Here is an 18,479-nt window from a genome sequence, read left to right on the forward strand (position 1 = left end):
GTGGAATTAAGAGATGCAATTTCATCAAGAAGAAGTGTGAAAATATTCGACCATGATATGCATATAGATGATACAGCGCTATATGAAGCACTAAAACTCTCTACAGATGCACCAAATCATGGGATGAGAGAACCATGGAGAATCATTCATGTTTCAAAGGACAGACTAGGGGATTTAAGTCGAACTGTTTCTCGTTATGCATTTAGAAATGAACCAGAGAAACAACAAAGTCACTATGATGCAGTGACAAAATTGGGTGGATTACTTGTAATGATTGTTAAACGAGATCCAAGACAAAAAGAAAATCTTGAAAATCATCTTGCTTTCGGTGCTTATGCACAGAACTTGATGCTGTTGCTGCATGAAGCGGGTATCGGTACGTGCTGGAAAACACCGCCTTATATTTTCATGCCTAAAGTTAGAAAAGTACTGGGTGTAGAAGATGATGAAGATTTAGTCGGATTCCTATATCTTACTGATATGGACACGAAGATTCCTCCAAAGAAACCACGTCACACTGAGAACTTTATTTCAGAGTATTAACGATATGTTTAAAGCCAAGCTGATTTCAGCTTGGCTTTATTTAATATATAATGATTTATTTAAATGTTTCGCTTAAGAAGTCTTCAACTTGCTCTGGTGATTTAGCATTTGCAGAATGCAAGTGTGCTGTTTTTTCACCATCTTTGAAAACAAGTAAACTTGGAATACCCATAACTTCGTAATCTTGAGCAACATCTTCTAATTCGTCACGATTGACGTTATACCATTTATAGTCGTTATATTTTTCTACAATCGGATCAATCCACATGTCCATTGCACGACAGTCAGGACACCATCCTGCTTCAAATTTAATAATCACAGGTGCGTTGCTTTCGATGATTTTATCGAAATCTTCACGTGTTTTAATTGCTTCCATTTTCATTTCGCTCCTTTTTCTAATGCTATTATATATATTATATCGAATTTGAACGTAAATTTAAAAATATTAAACCGACAATTTAAAGCGCTTTTTTTAGAAATTTGGTATATTAGACATAATAGTTAAAGGAGGTCAAAAGATGATTAGATTTTATCAGTACCAAAACTGTACGACATGCAAGAAAGCAGCAAAATTTTTAGATGAATATGGTGTAAGTTATGAACCTATCGACATTGTAGGACTTAATCCTAATAAAAGAGAACTACAAGATATTATTGATAAAACCGGCGTTGAAATTGATAAGCTATTCAATAAACGTGGAGGTAAATATCGTGAACTCGGTCTGAAAGATAGACTTGACAGTTTGTCTGATGATGAAAAACTAGATTTATTGGCTTCTGACGGAATGCTTGTTAAACGACCACTGGCAGTTTTAGGTGACAAAATTACACTTGGCTTTAATGAAAAAGAATACAAAGATACTTGGGTAAACTAATATACCGTATAAGCAGATCTGAAATATCGTGTTGTTAAGTGTTTTATTTACAAAAAAATTAAAAAACTACAAGATGTCTATAAATAGTTGAATGAAAAGGTTTCATATGGCATCATAAAAGAGTATTCATTTATAAATTAGGAGGGGATTCGTGTGGCAGTGCCAGAGGAATTAAAATATTCAAAAGAACATGAATGGGTTAAAGTTGAGGACGATACAGTAACTATCGGTATCACTGAATACGCACAAGGAGAACTTGGAGATATCGTATTCGTTGAATTACCAGAAACTGACGATGATATCGATGAGGGCGAATCTTTCGGAAGCGTAGAATCAGTTAAAACTGTTTCTGAATTATACGCACCAGTTTCAGGAACTGTAGTCGAAGTTAACGAAGAATTAGAAGACAGTCCAGAATTCGTAAATGAATCACCATACGAAAAAGCATGGATGGTTAAAGTTAAATTAAATGACGCAAGCCAATTAGATGAATTATTATCAGCTGATCAATACAAAGAAATGATCGGTGAATAATCGGCTTTAAAAATCAAACTCCAAGATACTTTGTATTTTGGGGTTATTTTTTATTTGAAATCGGCTATAACTAACTAGAGCGCTCACGTGCTGAACCTATACAGCTGAATAAATACATAATTTTTCGTGTTTGTTTAGTTGTTAAACAAGTTGCGTGTCTTTAAAACAGGGCTTGCGTTACAATGTAAGTACCAACTAACGCAACAATTTTATATGAGTTGGCAGAACCTAAGCATTTACGTTTGCGAGTAATGAAGCAATGATATCACGATTGTATTGGAGTGTAGTGAATATGGCATTGTTAGATAAAGTAATCGTTGTAGAAGGTAAAACAGATAAGAAGCGTGTAGAAGAAGTGATTGATGAGCCGGTACAAATTATATGTACACATGGCACAATGGGAATCGATAAATTAGATGATATGATAGAACATCTTTATGAACGCCCCGTCTATATATTAGTTGATGCGGATAAAGAAGGTCGTCGCATTCGTCAATGGTTCAAACATTATTTATCAGAAAGCGAACATATCTTTATCGATAGAACCTATTCTGAAGTCGCGCGTTGTCCACGCCCTTATCTTGCCAAAGTGCTTAGAAACCATGGGTTTATGGTTAAAGGTGAAGCACCAGTGAAAGGATTAGTATATAAATGAATGTTAAGCAACAAATCACAGATATCACACAAAATTATGACCAAGATAAGCACTTAATTTTCGGCTACACACCGATGTGCGGAACATGTAAAATTTCAGAGAAAATGTTAGATATAGCCAATGAAATTTTGCAGCTGCCTTTAGTCAAGGCAGATTTGAATTTTCATCCTGATTTCAGTGAAGCTTATCAAATTCAATCAGTTCCAGTTTTGTTAGTGATGTCAAAAGATAAGGAAATAAACCGTATTTATGCATTTCAATCGGTTCCTTATTTGTTAGAAAATTTAAAATAGTTATTGACTACTTCTGAGTGAAGTGGTAGGATAAATATCAATTAAATAGTTATCTCTTATCAAGAGAGGTGGAGGGATGTGCCCGACGAAACCCGGCAACCGTCTTATTTTTAAGAAATGGTGCCAATTCACAAAAAGTTTACTGCTTTTGAAGATGAGAGAAAGAAATTTTAAATTGCTTTCTCTTTAATGCTCATAGCAGCGATAAGAGAAAGCATTTTTAATTTATAGGTAGGTATTGCAAGGAAAGGGGAGAATGCAGTGATTCAACTGAAACAAATCGTCAAAAGATATAAGACGAAACACCAAGAAGTGCTGGCAGTTGATCATGTCGATTTAGATGTGTCGGAAGGTACGATATACGGTGTCATCGGGTTTTCAGGTGCCGGTAAAAGTACACTTGTCAGAATTTTAAATTATTTAGAAGAACCAACATCAGGTCAAGTCATAATAGATGGAGATGAATTAGGTCAACTCAGTAAAAAACAACTAAGGAAAAAGCGTCAAAAGGTAAGTATGATATTCCAACACTTTAACCTATTATGGTCTAGAACAGTGTTAGATAATATTAAATTCCCTTTAGAAATTGCTGGCGTTAATAAAGAAGCAGCAGAAGAAAGAGCGGCAGAATTAGTTGAGCTTGTGGGATTGAAAGGGCGCGAGAAAGCCTATCCTTCAGAATTATCTGGCGGACAAAAACAAAGGGTTGGTATTGCACGTGCATTAGCTAACGATCCAAAAGTATTACTTTGTGATGAAGCAACAAGTGCCTTAGATCCTCAAACAACAGATGAAATTTTAGAATTGTTATTGAAAATCAGAAAAGAAGAAGATTTAACAATCGTGATTATTACACATGAAATGAATGTAATTCGCCAAATCTGCGATGAAGTTGCAGTGATGGAGAATGGTAAAGTCATCGAACGCGGTGCGGTCAAAGAAGTGTTTGAACATCCGAAACACCAAGTGACAAAACGTTTCGTTAAAGAAGGCTTGAATGATGAATTTGATGAATCCATTCAAGAATTAATTCCTGAGTCGACAGATGGTTATATTGTACGTTTGAACTTCTCTGGAGAAGAAACGACAGAACCGATTGTGTCATATATCACACAAAAATATAATCTCAATGTGAACATACTAGAAGCGAATATCCGTCATTCAAAAAGCGGGCCTATCGGTTTTCTAATCGTACATATTGCAGACTTAAAGACTGAATTTTTTGAAGGTTTTAAAAATGAATTAGAACAACGTAATGTGAATGTGGAGGTGGTTCGTAATGGATAAATCATTCAGTGATATATTACGAGAAATGGTCACGATGCCGAATGTTCAATGGGATCAAGTTTGGGTGGCTACATACGAAACACTCTATATGACAGCCATTTCCACAATCTTTGCGTTTGTGATCGGTATCATTCTTGGCGTACTGTTATTTTTAACAGCCAAGAGTAAATCGCCGACAGCGAAAGTGTTTTATCAAATCGTGTCATTTATTGTGAACTTATTCAGAGCAATTCCATTTATCATTTTAATCTTGCTATTGATTCCGTTCACAAGTTTAATACTTGGCACAATCAGTGGACCAACTGGTGCACTTCCGGCATTAGTCATTGGTGCAGCACCATTCTATGCGCGTTTAGTAGAAATCGCATTTAAAGAAATTGATAAAGGTGTGATTGAAGCGGCACGTTCAATGGGGGCGAATACTTGGACAATTATTCATAAAGTATTAATCCCAGAATCACGTCCAGCTTTGATTTCAGGTATCACAGTTACTGCTATCGCGTTAGTAGGTTCTACAGCTGTTGCCGGTGTTATCGGTGCAGGCGGTTTAGGTAACTTAGCTTATTTAACAGGTTTTACAAGAAACCAAAATGATGTCATTTTAGTTTCAACAATCTTTATTTTAGTATTCGTGTTCATCATCCAATTTGTGGGTGACTGGGCTACAAATAAAATTGATAAACGTTAACTCTATTTTGAAAGGACCAATTCAATGAAAAAAATTATTAGTATTTTAGCAGTTTTAGTGTTAACTGTAGTTTTAGCAGCATGCGGCAGTAAGGATAAATCAGCAGGAGGAGAAGATTCTAAGACAATCACAGTTGGTGCTTCACCAGCGCCTCACGCTGAACTTTTAGAAAAAGCTAAACCAATCTTGAAAAAAGAAGGCTATGACTTAAAGATCAAAACAATCAACGACTATACAACACCTAACAAATTAGTAAATAGCGGTGAATTAGATGCCAACTTCTTCCAACACACACCATATTTAAATACTGAGAAAAAAAGCAAAGGTTATAAATTAGTATCTGTTGGTAATGTTCACTTAGAACCAATGGCTGTATACTCTAAAAAATATAAAAGCTTAAAAGAATTACCAAAAGGTGCAACAGTTTACGTTTCTAATAACCCAGCTGAAGAAGGCCGTTTCTTAAAATTCTTCGTTGACGAAGGTTTAATCAAATTAAAAGAAGGCGTAAAAGTTCAAGACGCTCACTTCAGTGACATTGTAGAAAACAAAAAAGACATTAAATTCAACAACAAACAATCAGCTGAATATTTACCAAAAATTTATCAAAACGAAGATGTAGATGCAGCAATCATTAACTCTAACTTCGCTATTGAACAAAAATTAAGCCCTAGAAAAGACTCAATCGCACTTGAAAAACCTGAAAATAACCCATATGCAAACTTAGTAGCGGTTAAAGAAGGCCATGAAAAAGACAAAAAAATCCAAGCTTTAATCAAAGCATTACAATCTCAAGAAATTAAAGATTTTATCAACAAAAAATATGATGGTGCTGTAATCCCAGCTAAATAATCGTATTTCCATAACAAAACCCCGTAAACTCAATGTTTATGGGGTTTATGTATGCCTATTTAATTGAAAAAAGAGAGACTTAAATTAGTTTTGGATTTTTGATTTCAATTTAGGTTTGGAGTACAGAAATAGATGAGTTTTAAATTAAAAGGGATGTTTTTAATGGCTAATTTATCAGGCCTACAAAAAGGCGAAGGGTTACTTTTATGCTCAATTACATATGTTAAGATTGTCGTGTATTAATACTGACCTATTCATGAATAATAAGTAGAAAAGGAGGACTCTTTAATATTAGGGAGTCTAATGCTGAGGTGATTGTGGCACAGAACAATACACAATTGGATAGTCGTATAATTAATCAAATGCACCAGAGATAAGTGCAGGTTTGTGTTAGTTTAACCATAATCAAATAGATTGGAATGAAAATTTGTTTGTACCAATAAATCAGTTATATTAATTGTTGAAATATAAATTGTATATATTTAGAATATTATGTTCTTTGTTTTCTCACTCCTATTATGCAAGTTCTCCTACATAAAAAAAGAGGCAACCGTCGCAACAGTTAACCTCAAGTACACTCCGCAGATGTGTACCGCTATTTGTTTATAATATTAGCATTTTAGTATATAGATATCAAGAGAAACTATTGATGTACGCATTTATTTCTCTTATTTTATTGAGAACATCAGTGCCGAAAATTCTATCATATGTGCTTACATTAAGCTTTTGTCGTAGCTCATTTAAGTATAATTCGAAAGATTTAACTATTTTTCTTAGTTCAGTCTTATTGTATCCCAAAGAAGAACTTATTAAGATGATTACAGCTAAATAATCAACAATCCTATTAAATTGTATATCTTTCACATTCATTTTGATATTGAAATATTCTGTAATTTGTTTTCCTACATTACTTTCCTTAAATCTACAATCAAATAAGACGCCATTGTGAGCAATAGCATTTCTTAATCCCTTTAAACAATCAATTAAATCACCAATTAATCTGTCATTTTTATCGAAAGAGGAGTGATAAAGACCTAGATCAGTTATAATTTGTATTTTTGTTGTAGAATTCATACACCTTGTGAAGAAAACTAGGTTGCCCAAAGTGAATAACTCAAACACAGCATAAAGAGGAACTGATCTGTCATTATAAATAAAATGATTAATGAATGATTTACTAGTAAAATTCGCATGGATTTTTTCATAAATATCACTTCTAAGTTTCATTGTTTGTTTAAATTTTTCTTTGTATTTACCTGTGCGAACTTGATATCTCTTATAATCAGTTAGTACTTCACTGAATAATTTGTCTAATTCAGTTCCTGATTGCCTATGTATAATCTCTAATAGCCGATTTTTTATAGCGGTTTCCGCAAACATAACATGTTTGTAGAAAAGAGTTTTGATATTAGAATCAAATTCATAAAGAGAAACCACTTCATCAAAGTTTTCGAAATATAAAGGTGTATTTTTATTTTGAAAAAAACTATAACCTTTATATCCAGGAAAGTAACCAATGTTTTGTAACTGTCTTTTTTGTTTACTACCTTTTATTTTTATATCTTTGTTATTTCTAATGTGTCGCATAAGACCATCAGTAGTTTTAGGCTGTTTATCCATCATAGTTGTTATCCCCTATTCTGATATGACTTTTAATAATGATATAGCTCATAATTGAATGTTATTTAATATGATAATACTTTCTATTTGCTTTGATGAATAGTGTTTTCATAATGAGAAATGACCTGTTTTGTAGTGAGGGATGATTTTGTGTAACTTTACAATCTAAGTGAGTAACAGGACGTTGATAAAAAAAGCGAAGTCATGAATAATTATCTGTTCTGAATATCGCTATAACCTTGATATAATGACACTTTGATTAATTTGTAATAATTACCTAAATAAGTGCGATTATCCCAGTAGAATAATATATTGTTTATCACGCTCAGGCAGAGATGCTTGGGGGTGATTTATTTGGGTTATAAATAGTATGGGACATAAGAATTATTGATACTAATATGTGACAAAGATGTGGGTAATGATAATAGAAGGACAGAAAATGAGAATCAGTGACTTTGAAAATCGTGCAGCATTTCACATTAAAACGCTTTAATGAAACTCATTACAATTTAATAATTCTTTTTATTTAGGTACTTAAAAGGTTTATTCTGGGGTTTAATTGCGTTATAATTTATAAATGTAACAATGTAGTGCGGTTTTGACTACAGATTAAAATTATTATAAACTAGTAATTGAAATACTATTTATGTTTACGGAGGGACTTTTAATGCCATCAACATTGGAGATTAAAGACTTACACGTGTCTATTGAGGATAAAGAAATCTTAAAAGGTGTTAACTTAACAATTAACACGGGAGAAATTCATGCAGTAATGGGACCTAACGGTACTGGTAAATCTACTTTATCAGCAGCAATCATGGGCCACCCAGCTTACACAGTAACTAAAGGTGAAGTATTACTTGACGGTGTAAACGTTTTAGAATTAGAGGTTGACGAACGTGCAAAAGCAGGTTTATTCCTTGCGATGCAATACCCATCAGAAATTACTGGTGTAACAAATGCTGACTTCATGCGTTCAGCTATCAATGCGAAACGTGAAGAAGGTAAAGAAATCAACTTAATGCAATTCATTAAGAAATTAGATAAAGAAATGGAATTCCTAGATATGGATCCAGATATGGCGCAACGTTACCTTAATGAAGGTTTCTCAGGCGGCGAGAAAAAACGTAACGAAATCTTACAATTAATGATGTTACAACCTAAATTCGCTATCCTAGACGAAATCGACTCAGGTTTAGATATCGATGCGTTGAAAGTTGTATCTAAAGGTATCAACGAAATGCGTGGAGATGACTTTGGTTCATTAATCATCACGCACTATCAACGTTTATTAAACTACATTACACCTGATTTCGTACACGTTATGTATAACGGTAAAATCGTTAAAACTGGCGGTGCAGAATTAGCACAACGTTTAGAAAATGAAGGTTATGAATGGGTTAAAGAAGAATTCAGCGAAGCGTAAGTGATATACGCAAAGATGAAACAACCGATTAAATGTTATAAGTATCGTTAGGAGGATATTAAGTTATGACGACTGAAACTTTGAACATTTCTGAAGCAGAACTTGTTGAGTATTCACAAGCCCAAAATGAACCTTCTTGGATGACAGAATTACGTAAAGAAGCGTTGAAACTAACTGAAACTTTAGAAATGCCAAAACCAGATAAAACTAAAATCACAAAATGGGATTTCGACTCATTTAAACAATTCGAAACAAAAGCTGCTACGTATTCAGATATCAGCGAAGTACCAGAATCAATTGAAAAGATTATTGATGTAGATAAATCTGAAAACTTAGTCATTCAACACAATAATACACTTGCTTATACACGCGTTTCAGAAAAAGCGAAAAAAGACGGTGTAATCATTGAAGGTTTAGCAGAAGCTTTAGTGAATCATGATGATTTAGTTAAAAAATATTTGATGAAAGATGCGGTTAACGTTGATGAACATCGCTTAACAGCATTGCATACTGCATTAATCAACGGTGGATTATTTGTATATGTACCGAAAAATGTAGTTGTGGAACATCCAATTCAATATGTAGTTTTACATGATGACGACAATGCAAGCTTCTTCAACCATGTCATTATTGCGGCTGAACAAAGCGCGGAAGTGACTTACGTTGAAAACTACTTGTCAGATGCAAGCGGTGAAGGCAATCAATTGAATATTATCTCTGAAGTTATTGCTGGACCAAACGCGAAAATCACTTATGGTGCAGTAGATTATTTAGATAAAGGTTTCACTGGCCACATCATTCGTCGTGGTATTACTGAAGCTGACGCATCTATTAACTGGGCACTTGGTTTAATGAATGAAGGCAACCAAATCATTGATAATACAACAAACTTGATTGGTGACCGTTCAACAAGTGAATTGAAATCAGTAGCAGTAGGTACTGGTCAACAAAAATCAAACGTAACATCTAAAATCGTTCAATACGGTAAAGAAACAGATGGTTACATTCTTAAACATGGTGTAGTTGAAGAAGAAGCGACAATCATCTTTAATGGTATCGGATACATTAAACATGGCGGTTCAAAATCAATTGCGAACCAAGAATCACGTGTGTTAATGCTTTCAGAAAAAGCACGTGGCGATGCGAACCCAATTCTATTAATCGATGAAGATGATGTAGAAGCAGGTCACGCAGCATCAGTAGGCCGTGTGGATGATGAACAACTTTACTACTTAATGAGCCGTGGTATTTCTCGTCAAGAAGCAGAACGTTTAATTATTCATGGTTTCTTAGATCCAGTAGTAAGAGAGTTGCCGATTGAAGATGTTAAACGTCAATTACGTGAAGTTATTGAATTAAAAGTTGCAAAATAAAACAAACAGATAAGCTAGGCAGGAGAGATTAAAACAGGAGGAAGTCAGCTGATGTGTCTGCATCACTGTGCGATGTTTCCTCCTTCTCTTTACGCTTTTGAATAAACAGTTCGCAGTCAATTATTATTCATTAAATCCTGTCAGCTTGTAAGTTATTTTGTACGACAAGTGATTATTAATGAAGAAAGGTCTGTGGATATAGTGGCCGAAACAACACTAAATGTTAATGAAGTTATAGAAGATTTTCCAATCTTGAAACAACAAGTCAATGGCAAACGCTTAGCTTATTTAGATACAACAGCAACAAGTCAAACACCACTTCAAGTGATCGAAGCGATTGACGATTATTATAAACGTTATAATTCTAATGTGCACCGTGGTGTACACACACTCGGTTCATTAGCAACAGATGGTTATGAAGGTGCACGCGAAACAGTAAGACGTTTCATTAATGCACGCTACTTTGAAGAAATTATTTTCACAAGAGGTACAACAGCTTCTATTAACTTAGTCGCACATAGTTATGGTGATGCGAATATTTCAGAAGGCGATGAAATTGTCGTAACTGAAATGGAACATCACGCTAACATTGTACCTTGGCAAGAATTAGCACGTCGTAAAGGTGCGACTTTAAAATTCATCCCGATGACAGAAACGGGTGAATTAAACATCGAAGATGTAAAAGCGACAATTAATGATAATACTAAAATTGTAGCAGTTGCACATGTATCTAACGTACTAGGTACAATCAACGATGTGAAAGAAATCGCGAAAGTTGCGCATGAACATGGCGCAATTATCAGCGTGGACGGTGCACAAGCAGCACCACACATGAAAATTGATGTACAAGATTTAGATGTAGACTTCTACAGTTTCAGTGGACACAAAATGCTAGGCCCTACAGGTATTGGTGTCTTATATGGCAAACGTAGTCTGCTTAAAGATATGGAACCCATTGAATATGGCGGCGACATGATTGACTTCGTAGGTAAATATGAAGCAACTTGGACAGACTTGCCAACTAAATTCGAAGCAGGTACACCTTTAATTGCGCAAGCCATCGGTTTAGGCGAAGCAATTAAGTATCTTGAAAACATTGGTTTTGATGCGATTCATCAACATGAAAAAGAATTGACTGAATATGCATACGAACAAATGTCTGCGATTGAAGGCTTAGAAATCTATGGTCCGCCAAAAGATAGACGTGCAGGTGTAATTACTTTCAACTTGAAAGATATTCACCCGCATGATGTTGCGACGGCTTTAGATACAGAAGGTGTTGCTGTACGTGCAGGACATCACTGTGCACAGCCATTAATGAAATGGTTGAATCAATCTTCAACAGCAAGAGCAAGTTTCTATATCTACAATACTAAAGAAGACATTGATCAATTAATTTACGCTTTAAACCAAACGAAGGAGTTTTTCTCATATGAATTTTAATAATTTAGATCAACTATATAGATCTGTAATTATGGACCATTATAAAAATCCGAGAAACAAAGGTAAATTAGATAACGGCTCTTTAACTGTTGATATGAATAACCCGACATGCGGAGACCGAATTCACCTTACTTTCGATATTGTTGATGGCATTATTGAGGATGCTAAATTTGATGGTGAAGGTTGTTCAATTTCAATGTCTAGTGCATCTATGATGACTGAAGCAGTTAAAGGTCATTCGTTAAAAGAAGCATTAGAAATGAGTCAAGAATTTTCTAAAATGATGCTTGGCGAAGATTATGAATTAACTGAAGATATGGGAGATATCGAAGCACTGCAAGGTGTTTCTCAATTCCCTGCTCGTATTAAATGTGCAACGCTTGCTTGGAAAGCTTTAGAAAAAGGTACTGTGGAACGTGAAGGTAAAGCAGATATCGATTCTGAAGAAAATGCAAAGTAAGCACTTATAACGGGTAAAGAATAGGTAACTGGCAAGGAGGTTTCGAACTTGTCAGTTCCATGATAGACTGGTTTATACAAGTAACATTAGCCAATCGGATAATGTGAAAGCTATAAATCATCATGAAGTTCTATCAATGATTGAAATATTGTCACGTGTCTATGTATCGTGTTGATTATATAAAAGGAGTGATTGAAATGGCTAAAAAAGCACCTGATGTTGGGGATTACAAATATGGATTCCACGACGATGATGTGTCCATTTTCAGATCAGAACGCGGATTAACGGAAAATATCGTAACTGAGATATCAAAAATGAAAGAAGAACCTCAATGGATGTTAGACTTCCGTCTAAAAGCATTGAAATTATTCTATAAAATGCCAATGCCACAATGGGGCGGCGACTTGTCAGAGTTAAACTTTGACGATATCACGTACTATGTAAAACCTTCTCAACAAGCAGAACGTTCATGGGACGAAGTACCAGATGAAATCAAACGTACTTTCGACCGTTTAGGTATCCCTGAAGCAGAACAAAAATATCTTGCTGGGGTTTCTGCACAATATGAATCAGAGGTTGTTTACCAAAACATGGAAGCTGAATTAGAAGAGAAAGGTGTAATCTTTAAAGACACTGACTCTGCATTACGTGAAAACGAAGAATTATTCAAAGAATACTTCGCTTCAGTAGTTCCAGCTGCCGATAACAAGTTCGCAGCGTTGAACTCAGCAGTATGGTCAGGTGGATCATTCATTTATATTCCTAAGAATATTAAATTAGATACACCACTTCAAGCATACTTCCGTATCAACTCAGAAAACATGGGTCAATTCGAACGTACTTTAATCATCGCTGATGAAGGTGCTTCAGTGAACTATGTTGAAGGTTGTACAGCACCTGTGTACACAACAAACTCTCTACACTCAGCTGTAGTAGAAATTATTGTACACAAAGATGCACACGTTCGTTATACTACAATTCAAAACTGGGCAAACAACGTTTATAACTTAGTTACTAAACGTACTTTAGTTCATGAGAATGGTAACATGGAATGGGTTGACGGTAACTTAGGTTCTAAGTTAACAATGAAATACCCTAACTGTGTATTAGCTGGTGAAGGCGCGAAAGGTAGCACACTTTCTATCGCTTTAGCAGGTAAAGGACAAGTTCAAGATGCGGGTGCGAAAATGATTCACTTAGCACCAAACACATCTTCAACTATCGTTTCAAAATCAATTTCTAAAGATGGCGGTAAAGTTGTTTACCGTGGTATCGTTAAATTCGGACGTAAAGCTAAAGGCGCACGTGCGAACATCGAATGTGATACGTTAATCTTAGATAACAAATCAACTTCAGATACAATTCCTTATAATGAAATCATGAACGATGACATTTCATTAGAACACGAAGCAAAAGTATCTAAAGTATCAGAAGAACAACTCTTCTACTTGATGAGCCGTGGTATTTCAGAAGAAGAAGCAACTGAAATGATCGTAATGGGCTTCATTGAACCATTCACAAAAGAATTACCAATGGAATATGCCGTTGAAATGAACCGTCTAATTAAATTCGAAATGGAAGGCAGCATTGGATAGCTATAAACCGCGTGGTTGAGCGATTCTTGTAGTCGAAAAACGGCTATTGATACCATTTTGATACCATTTACTCGTCAAATACGGCTATCGCATCATGCTTTTTCTGGGTATATAAATGGCTGTAAGTGCCCATCGTTTCAGTGATTTGAGCGTGTCTCATGAGTGACTGTAAAACGAAAATATCTACACCATTATTTGCAAGAAAAGATGCGTAAGAATGTCTCAACGCGTGTATGTTATAATGTGGGAAAGCCTTTTGAAATTTTTTATGAACATGACTATAATGTTTAGGTGCTATCCCTCCAAAAATAAAATAACTTCTTTCATTAAAATATTTGTTAGCTGCTTTTTCACGTTGGTAGCGTTCAGCTAACATTTCATTGATGAAATTAGGTAGTGGGACAATATCTTCAGAGCTTTCTGTTTTAGCGCTAGGGTATATTGTTCTGTTGGAGATGTCCATAGTTTTGTCTATGGATATCTCTTTTTTATATTTATTAAAGTCTGTCCATACTAACGCCATTGCTTCTCCAATGCGCAAACCAGTATAAAACATTAACTTAAATAATTCTTGATAATCTTGTTCCTCCACTTCCTTTACACGCTCATCAAATTCTTCTCTTAACATATACTTTGGTTTAGGTTTAACAGGGGGAATCGGTTTGATTGAGATAGTAGGATCTATACGCAAACCGAAATATTTTTTAGCGTAGTTGATAACTACTTTGAAACCAGACCAAATTGTACGTGCTGTATTAGTAGAAGGAATATTATCCATTAGGTATTTACGAAATTCCTGGCACTGGTTCTGCGTAATCTTGTTCATATTAATGTGGCCGAACTTATCTTTAAAGTGTCTGTTATATTCATTTTGTTTTCGTTTCTTAGTCTTAGGTCTTAGATCACTATGTTCTAAATAATGATTAAATACATAATCAAACGTATTCGAATCGCTATAACCTTCATTAATATCATTTAAAAAAGCCGCTTCTGCATATTTAGCTTCTCTTTTAGTGTTATAACCTCGTTTCATTTTACGTTTGTTATTACCGTATACATCTTTATATCTGACAGAAAAATACCATTTATTTGTACTTTCATCTTTATAAACTGGCATTTTTAATCATTCCTCCTCAAAAAAGGTAAAAAATAATAAGGGTACGGTGGTGTACCCGGTGAATAGTTTGTTGCTATTAATGTTAAACTTATTGATAAATAAATGTTATAATTAAAGAAAAAGTAGGTGGAGCTTTGGAATTAATTTTATTATTATGCAGTTCTGGTGTTGCTGGGTTATTTACTTACATCTACTTAGACTATTTAACCTTGTTCGATACCGAAAAGTTAGAAACCAAAAAGATGTTTTCTATTATGTTTTCGTTAATTAGTATTGGTATTTTTATATTAATGAAATCAGTTATATCAATATGGGTTCCTAATGAGATAATTTCGATTATATTAGCATTTATAATTGCTTCTTTGATTATAATTTATGTTTTAAACAAGTTTGTTTATGTTTTTGTGATCAGTAAATTTAGAGACGTGATGAATAAGTCTAGAAAAAATATGAACTTAAATCCTTTAACTTTTCAACATTCGATTGATAACATTTTATCTATGGAAGATTATGTTTATTATGTAGAATGCTATAAAGATGAATTTATTAATGAACCATCAATGTATGGATTATTAAAACACCATCAAGTAGATGATAACCTGGATGTAAGTTTTGTGATCTCTACCACTAAAAGATTTGATGACGATGTGTTGAATCAATCTCAAATGTACTATGTTTATCACAAATCAAACTCTAGTAACTTTTATAAAATATATGGGTTTAAAAAGTAGTTATTTTCTATCTTTTTTATAATCATCGCCAAATATTTGCTCTAATCGACTTTCAGATGGCAGTATATGTTCTTGGTTATGATTTCTATAATTCTTTTTTACCGGCTTATTACTTCTTGTCTCTCCACCTGGTCCACCTCCCAAATGGCCGGGTGTTTTTTTGTTTATATTAGTTTTATCATTATCTTTCTTCATTTTTATTTTCCTTCCTTTTCTTCTTATTTCGAATTAAATCAGTTGTTATAAACAGCGTTAATAAGATAGTAAAAATCAACATACTAATAACTGCCAATACTCTGGCAATCGGACTTTCCTTATAAATAACAACGTAGAATCCTTGAAAGAAGAAATAAAGATAAAAAGGTATTAATGCTATGAGAGTTTTACTATGTTTTGTCATTCTTCATTCCTCCTTTGTTTAAAATAACTCAATCACTTCCACCTTTTATTCTTGCTCCAATTTATTAGCTATTTCTATTAACTTCTCTCTTATTTCTCTAACTGTTTGGTCTTCACTAAATACATAGCTGAAAGGTATACCTGACTCTGTCTCAGCATAAATGGTAACGAGATCCCTATAATTGTCATAAGTTAATGAATAATTTTTAATTTTCATGTTTGTTTCCCCCTTTATGTCTACTTATGCAGAAGTCTTCTTTTATACCAAATCCCCCAGAGTGGAGGGGGGTTAATATCCGTATTCAGCCCTCATTATTTGGTTATACTCTTCTAATTGTTCGCCGAGCATTTCATCGAGAAATGATATATACGTTTCCATGTGCCTATGTTCAAACATAGATATGTGTTCTTCTAAACCACTATCCATATGTTCATCAAAGATGTCTAACGCTACTTTTGCAGCTTGATAACTTATTTTGAACATATCTGCTACATCACCTATATTTAATACATTACGATATTTGTATCGAATATCCAGAGGGAATAACAAACAAGAGGCAAAGGAATTTGCTTCATATTCCTCAATACGAGTGCGTTGAGCGTCATGAAAAATAGGTGTGCTCTTATAACTCATACCGTCATGTTGCATAATATAATGCCCATATTCATGAGCTAACGTAAAACGTAATCTTCTATTATAAACATTTTCATTGTAAATAATGGCAAACTTACTGCCTTTCTTAATATGAAAAGCTTCATCAGAACCACCATAGGTTAGTAATTCTTTCAATGTATAACCAGTCATGTTGCAAAATTCTTTGAAAGTAAATAATTCCACATTACTATCATTTTCAATAATTTCTTTAATGGGTAAAGGGAATTCATCTATATAGTTAGTTTCAATTACGGCGTTTACAGCACGCGCTGCTTTTAAAAATGAATTTTGATAAATAAAATGCACAATAAAATCCCCTTACTTGTCTTTAGTGTATTCATCCCAATTATCAAAGAAAGTTTCAAACATTTTTAGTGCTTTTTCTCTCTCTTCTTTAGTCATATTTTTTACACCACGATGCATAATACGAATTTCTTCGTCTTCTTGCTCGCCAGTGTATTCATCTTTTTCTCTACCTAATAAGTAGTCAACAGATACATCGAAGTAGTCGGCTACTTTTTGAATTTTATCAATACCTGGCTTAGAACTTTCCCAACGTCTAATTTGACCGTTTGAAAAACCTAAAACTCTCTCTAATTCAGCAAAAGTCATGTTTTTTGAGTTGCATAAGTTGCGTATTCTTTGAACTAAATTCATAAAATTCTCCTATCACAGTTAACTTTTTTGTTATTTCAGTTTGATAAATAGCAAATAAGTTATTATACTGTATTTAAGCTTTAAATTTAGCCATTAAACAAATAACAAATATTCGTTGGGGAACGAGTAAAGAGACCGCATTAACAGTGCTCAATAGCGTTGTTATAGGTTTATTAAGCTATGCTTAAATATTAGCATAAAAGTTATTTGCTTTCAATAGGTAATTTATACGCTTAGAAAAAAAGTTAAAGGAAGTGAAAATCATGGCAACAACAGAATTCGGCATGAAAGTAAGAATGGAATTACTTAAACGTAACATCACGAATAAACAACTTGCAGATATGTTAGGTATTTCAAGTGCTTATTTATCTGACATCTTGCGTGGACGCAGAGATGCATTTGAGCAAAAGAAACGTATTGCAAAAATCTTAGAAATTAAAGAAGAGGTGAAGAATTAATGAATGAAATTCAACAACTTTTTAATTTGAAGCGAAATGAAGATGGAACAGTCGCAGTAAGTGGACGTGAATTACACAAAGGACTAAAAATTAAAACTCCGTATCCAAAATGGATGAACAGAATGATTGCTTATGGATTTGAAGAAAACATTGATTACATTACAAACAGACAAAAAAGTCCAATTGCAAATGGTGGCTACAAGCTTACCGATGACCACATCATGACACTCGACATGGCAAAGGAAATTTCGATGATACAACGTAGTGAAATCGGAAGAAAAATCAGAGGTTACTTCATCAAAGTAGAAAGACAACATAATCAATTAGCAAGCGCTTATGGAATTACTTCATTAGAGGATATGAACCAACTCATTGAACAGTTAGTAAGTGACAAACTTGATTATTTAATTTCAACAGGACAAGTAAGCAATAAGAAATTAGATGAACTCAACAACAAATTTGAAGGCGAATATGTAACGCCACAAGATTTATTAGCAATCAAATATGCTGTTAAGGATAAAGCGGAAGAAACACTTAAATATCAAGGGTTGCAAATGACAATAGATACTATCGGTGATGTGTACGAGCAAGCGATCGCTTATAAAAAAGCAGAAGAACAAGAGAAGTTTCATATAGGCAAAGCCAAACGCAAATTACTCGTACTGACTAAAAAACACTTAGGCATGAAAGGTAACGCACCTAATAATCACATCAAACGTAAAGATGTAGATCTAGCAATTCAATTTATTAATGACGTTAGATTATCAGCGATTGAGATTTAAAGAAAAAGAATCACAAACAACTTAAAGGAGGAAATC

General features: G+C 34.0%; 24 protein-coding genes and 1 riboswitch. Of the genes, 16 read left to right on the forward strand and 8 right to left on the reverse strand.

The annotated features are described in order from the left end of the window. Nucleotides 1-543 (forward strand): nitroreductase, encoded by a 543-nt coding sequence (locus ACFCT9_RS12310; RefSeq protein ID WP_412519669.1) that lies wholly within the window; start codon nt 1-3, stop codon nt 541-543. 55 nt (nt 544-598) lie between these two features. Here ACFCT9_RS12310 and ACFCT9_RS12315 read toward each other — a convergent pair whose 3' ends face one another. Continuing rightward, a complete protein-coding gene (locus ACFCT9_RS12315; RefSeq protein WP_412519671.1) occupies nt 599-919 on the reverse strand; it encodes a thioredoxin family protein in 321 nt (106 codons plus the stop codon). Nucleotides 920-1,061: 142 nt separating this feature from the next. On the opposite strand from ACFCT9_RS12315, the gene ACFCT9_RS12320 reads away from it, so the two are divergent. The 7 genes from ACFCT9_RS12320 to ACFCT9_RS12350 all read left to right on the forward strand — a co-directional run bounded on the left by ACFCT9_RS12320 (nt 1,062) and on the right by ACFCT9_RS12350 (nt 5,727). Then, nucleotides 1,062-1,418, forward strand: coding sequence for an arsenate reductase family protein (locus ACFCT9_RS12320; protein WP_412519672.1), 357 nt, complete (start codon nt 1,062-1,064; stop codon nt 1,416-1,418). Nucleotides 1,419-1,571: 153 nt separating this feature from the next. After that, a complete protein-coding gene (gene gcvH, locus ACFCT9_RS12325; protein WP_412519674.1) occupies nt 1,572-1,952 on the forward strand; it encodes a glycine cleavage system protein GcvH in 381 nt (126 codons plus the stop codon). A 292-nt stretch (nt 1,953-2,244) separates the two neighbouring features. Next, nucleotides 2,245-2,607: a toprim domain-containing protein gene (locus ACFCT9_RS12330; protein ID WP_412519676.1), complete on the forward strand. Its 363-nt coding sequence runs from the start codon at nt 2,245-2,247 to the stop codon at nt 2,605-2,607. Further along, nucleotides 2,604-2,900 (forward strand): thioredoxin family protein, encoded by a 297-nt coding sequence (locus tag ACFCT9_RS12335; RefSeq protein ID WP_412519678.1) that lies wholly within the window; start codon nt 2,604-2,606, stop codon nt 2,898-2,900. The genes ACFCT9_RS12330 and ACFCT9_RS12335 overlap by 4 nt, the downstream gene beginning before the upstream one ends. A 53-nt stretch (nt 2,901-2,953) precedes the next feature. Then, a riboswitch (SAM riboswitch) is annotated at nt 2,954-3,061 on the forward strand. A gap of 100 nt (nt 3,062-3,161) precedes the next feature. Continuing rightward, nucleotides 3,162-4,187 (forward strand): methionine ABC transporter ATP-binding protein, encoded by a 1,026-nt coding sequence (locus ACFCT9_RS12340; RefSeq protein WP_412519680.1) that lies wholly within the window; start codon nt 3,162-3,164, stop codon nt 4,185-4,187. After that, nucleotides 4,180-4,875, forward strand: a complete 696-nt coding sequence (locus ACFCT9_RS12345; RefSeq protein ID WP_412519682.1) for a methionine ABC transporter permease — start codon at nt 4,180-4,182, stop codon at nt 4,873-4,875. The genes ACFCT9_RS12340 and ACFCT9_RS12345 overlap by 8 nt, the downstream gene beginning before the upstream one ends. A gap of 24 nt (nt 4,876-4,899) precedes the next feature. Then, a complete protein-coding gene (locus ACFCT9_RS12350) occupies nt 4,900-5,727 on the forward strand; it encodes a MetQ/NlpA family ABC transporter substrate-binding protein (RefSeq protein ID WP_412519683.1) in 828 nt (275 codons plus the stop codon). Nucleotides 5,728-6,360: 633 nt separating this feature from the next. Here ACFCT9_RS12350 and ACFCT9_RS12355 read toward each other — a convergent pair. Beyond that, nucleotides 6,361-7,350: an Abi family protein gene (locus ACFCT9_RS12355; RefSeq protein ID WP_412519684.1), complete on the reverse strand. Its 990-nt coding sequence runs from the start codon at nt 7,348-7,350 to the stop codon at nt 6,361-6,363. Between the two features lie 664 nt (nt 7,351-8,014). Between ACFCT9_RS12355 and sufC the strand changes: the two genes are divergently transcribed. From sufC to sufB, 5 genes are all read left to right on the forward strand, one after another. Further along, nucleotides 8,015-8,773, forward strand: coding sequence for a Fe-S cluster assembly ATPase SufC (gene sufC, locus ACFCT9_RS12360; protein ID WP_412519686.1), 759 nt, complete (start codon nt 8,015-8,017; stop codon nt 8,771-8,773). Nucleotides 8,774-8,838: 65 nt separating this feature from the next. Beyond that, entirely contained in the window at nt 8,839-10,146 is a 1,308-nt protein-coding gene (gene sufD / locus ACFCT9_RS12365) for a Fe-S cluster assembly protein SufD (protein ID WP_412519688.1), read from the forward strand. A 192-nt stretch (nt 10,147-10,338) separates the two neighbouring features. After that, nucleotides 10,339-11,589, forward strand: coding sequence for a cysteine desulfurase (locus ACFCT9_RS12370; RefSeq protein WP_412519690.1), 1,251 nt, complete (start codon nt 10,339-10,341; stop codon nt 11,587-11,589). After that, nucleotides 11,579-12,049 carry a Fe-S cluster assembly sulfur transfer protein SufU gene (sufU, locus tag ACFCT9_RS12375; protein WP_412519692.1) on the forward strand — a complete coding sequence of 157 codons (471 nt, stop codon included), beginning with the start codon at nt 11,579-11,581 and terminating at the stop codon, nt 12,047-12,049. Before ACFCT9_RS12370 ends, sufU begins: the two co-directional genes overlap by 11 nt. A gap of 197 nt (nt 12,050-12,246) precedes the next feature. Continuing rightward, nucleotides 12,247-13,644, forward strand: coding sequence for a Fe-S cluster assembly protein SufB (gene sufB / locus ACFCT9_RS12380; protein WP_412519694.1), 1,398 nt, complete (start codon nt 12,247-12,249; stop codon nt 13,642-13,644). Nucleotides 13,645-13,711: 67 nt separating this feature from the next. Here sufB and ACFCT9_RS12385 read toward each other — a convergent pair whose 3' ends face one another. After that, nucleotides 13,712-14,761 carry a tyrosine-type recombinase/integrase gene (locus ACFCT9_RS12385; protein WP_412519696.1) on the reverse strand — a complete coding sequence of 350 codons (1,050 nt, stop codon included), beginning with the start codon at nt 14,759-14,761 and terminating at the stop codon, nt 13,712-13,714. A gap of 134 nt (nt 14,762-14,895) precedes the next feature. Here ACFCT9_RS12385 and ACFCT9_RS12390 point away from each other — a divergent pair, with 134 nt between their 5' ends. Further along, complete coding sequence (locus ACFCT9_RS12390; RefSeq protein WP_412519698.1) at nt 14,896-15,492, forward strand: hypothetical protein; 597 nt, start codon at nt 14,896-14,898, stop codon at nt 15,490-15,492. Here the strand turns inward: ACFCT9_RS12390 and ACFCT9_RS12395 are convergent, their stop codons facing one another. From ACFCT9_RS12395 to ACFCT9_RS12415, 5 genes are all read right to left on the reverse strand, one after another. Beyond that, the gene (locus tag ACFCT9_RS12395) at nt 15,493-15,687 is read right to left on the reverse strand and encodes a hypothetical protein (protein WP_412519699.1); all 195 of its coding nucleotides are present in this window, start codon (nt 15,685-15,687) and stop codon (nt 15,493-15,495) included. Beyond that, nucleotides 15,674-15,892, reverse strand: coding sequence for a hypothetical protein (locus ACFCT9_RS12400; RefSeq protein WP_412519701.1), 219 nt, complete (start codon nt 15,890-15,892; stop codon nt 15,674-15,676). Before ACFCT9_RS12400 ends, ACFCT9_RS12395 begins: the two co-directional genes overlap by 14 nt. Before the next feature lie 45 nt (nt 15,893-15,937). Continuing rightward, nucleotides 15,938-16,108 carry a hypothetical protein gene (locus tag ACFCT9_RS12405; protein WP_412519702.1) on the reverse strand — a complete coding sequence of 57 codons (171 nt, stop codon included), beginning with the start codon at nt 16,106-16,108 and terminating at the stop codon, nt 15,938-15,940. Between the two features lie 72 nt (nt 16,109-16,180). After that, nucleotides 16,181-16,852 carry an ImmA/IrrE family metallo-endopeptidase gene (locus ACFCT9_RS12410; RefSeq protein WP_070864627.1) on the reverse strand — a complete coding sequence of 224 codons (672 nt, stop codon included), beginning with the start codon at nt 16,850-16,852 and terminating at the stop codon, nt 16,181-16,183. A 12-nt stretch (nt 16,853-16,864) separates the two neighbouring features. Further along, nucleotides 16,865-17,203 carry a helix-turn-helix domain-containing protein gene (locus ACFCT9_RS12415; RefSeq protein WP_262583320.1) on the reverse strand — a complete coding sequence of 113 codons (339 nt, stop codon included), beginning with the start codon at nt 17,201-17,203 and terminating at the stop codon, nt 16,865-16,867. A gap of 263 nt (nt 17,204-17,466) precedes the next feature. On the opposite strand from ACFCT9_RS12415, the gene ACFCT9_RS12420 reads away from it, so the two are divergent. After that, the gene (locus ACFCT9_RS12420; RefSeq protein WP_053018059.1) at nt 17,467-17,661 is read left to right on the forward strand and encodes a helix-turn-helix domain-containing protein; all 195 of its coding nucleotides are present in this window, start codon (nt 17,467-17,469) and stop codon (nt 17,659-17,661) included. Beyond that, nucleotides 17,661-18,443 (forward strand): antA/AntB antirepressor family protein, encoded by a 783-nt coding sequence (locus ACFCT9_RS12425; protein WP_070864625.1) that lies wholly within the window; start codon nt 17,661-17,663, stop codon nt 18,441-18,443. The genes ACFCT9_RS12420 and ACFCT9_RS12425 overlap by 1 nt, the downstream gene beginning before the upstream one ends. Nucleotides 18,444-18,479 lie beyond the last annotated feature (36 nt).

Origin of the sequence: Staphylococcus simulans, assembly GCF_047037175.1 — a bacterium.
Taxonomy (GTDB): domain Bacteria; phylum Bacillota; class Bacilli; order Staphylococcales; family Staphylococcaceae; genus Staphylococcus; species Staphylococcus simulans_C.

Bases quoted from the DNA above. Each gene is read 5' to 3' on its own strand.
- ACFCT9_RS12425 (WP_070864625.1), top strand. From the start codon at position 17,661: ATGAATGAAATTCAACAACTTTTTAATTTGAAGCGAAATGAAGATGGA.
- ACFCT9_RS12335 (WP_412519678.1), top strand. From the start codon at position 2,604: ATGAATGTTAAGCAACAAATCACAGATATCACACAAAATTATGACCAA.
- ACFCT9_RS12385 (WP_412519696.1), bottom strand. From the start codon at position 14,761: ATGCCAGTTTATAAAGATGAAAGTACAAATAAATGGTATTTTTCTGTC.
- ACFCT9_RS12395 (WP_412519699.1), bottom strand. From the start codon at position 15,687: ATGAAGAAAGATAATGATAAAACTAATATAAACAAAAAAACACCCGGC.
- ACFCT9_RS12345 (WP_412519682.1), top strand. From the start codon at position 4,180: ATGGATAAATCATTCAGTGATATATTACGAGAAATGGTCACGATGCCG.
- ACFCT9_RS12405 (WP_412519702.1), bottom strand. From the start codon at position 16,108: ATGAAAATTAAAAATTATTCATTAACTTATGACAATTATAGGGATCTC.
- sufU (WP_412519692.1), top strand. From the start codon at position 11,579: ATGAATTTTAATAATTTAGATCAACTATATAGATCTGTAATTATGGAC.
- ACFCT9_RS12400 (WP_412519701.1), bottom strand. From the start codon at position 15,892: ATGACAAAACATAGTAAAACTCTCATAGCATTAATACCTTTTTATCTT.
- ACFCT9_RS12415 (WP_262583320.1), bottom strand. From the start codon at position 17,203: ATGAATTTAGTTCAAAGAATACGCAACTTATGCAACTCAAAAAACATG.
- ACFCT9_RS12420 (WP_053018059.1), top strand. From the start codon at position 17,467: ATGGCAACAACAGAATTCGGCATGAAAGTAAGAATGGAATTACTTAAA.
- ACFCT9_RS12315 (WP_412519671.1), bottom strand. From the start codon at position 919: ATGGAAGCAATTAAAACACGTGAAGATTTCGATAAAATCATCGAAAGC.
- ACFCT9_RS12355 (WP_412519684.1), bottom strand. From the start codon at position 7,350: ATGATGGATAAACAGCCTAAAACTACTGATGGTCTTATGCGACACATT.
- sufD (WP_412519688.1), top strand. From the start codon at position 8,839: ATGACGACTGAAACTTTGAACATTTCTGAAGCAGAACTTGTTGAGTAT.
- ACFCT9_RS12330 (WP_412519676.1), top strand. From the start codon at position 2,245: ATGGCATTGTTAGATAAAGTAATCGTTGTAGAAGGTAAAACAGATAAG.
- sufB (WP_412519694.1), top strand. From the start codon at position 12,247: ATGGCTAAAAAAGCACCTGATGTTGGGGATTACAAATATGGATTCCAC.
- ACFCT9_RS12320 (WP_412519672.1), top strand. From the start codon at position 1,062: ATGATTAGATTTTATCAGTACCAAAACTGTACGACATGCAAGAAAGCA.
- sufC (WP_412519686.1), top strand. From the start codon at position 8,015: ATGCCATCAACATTGGAGATTAAAGACTTACACGTGTCTATTGAGGAT.
- ACFCT9_RS12350 (WP_412519683.1), top strand. From the start codon at position 4,900: ATGAAAAAAATTATTAGTATTTTAGCAGTTTTAGTGTTAACTGTAGTT.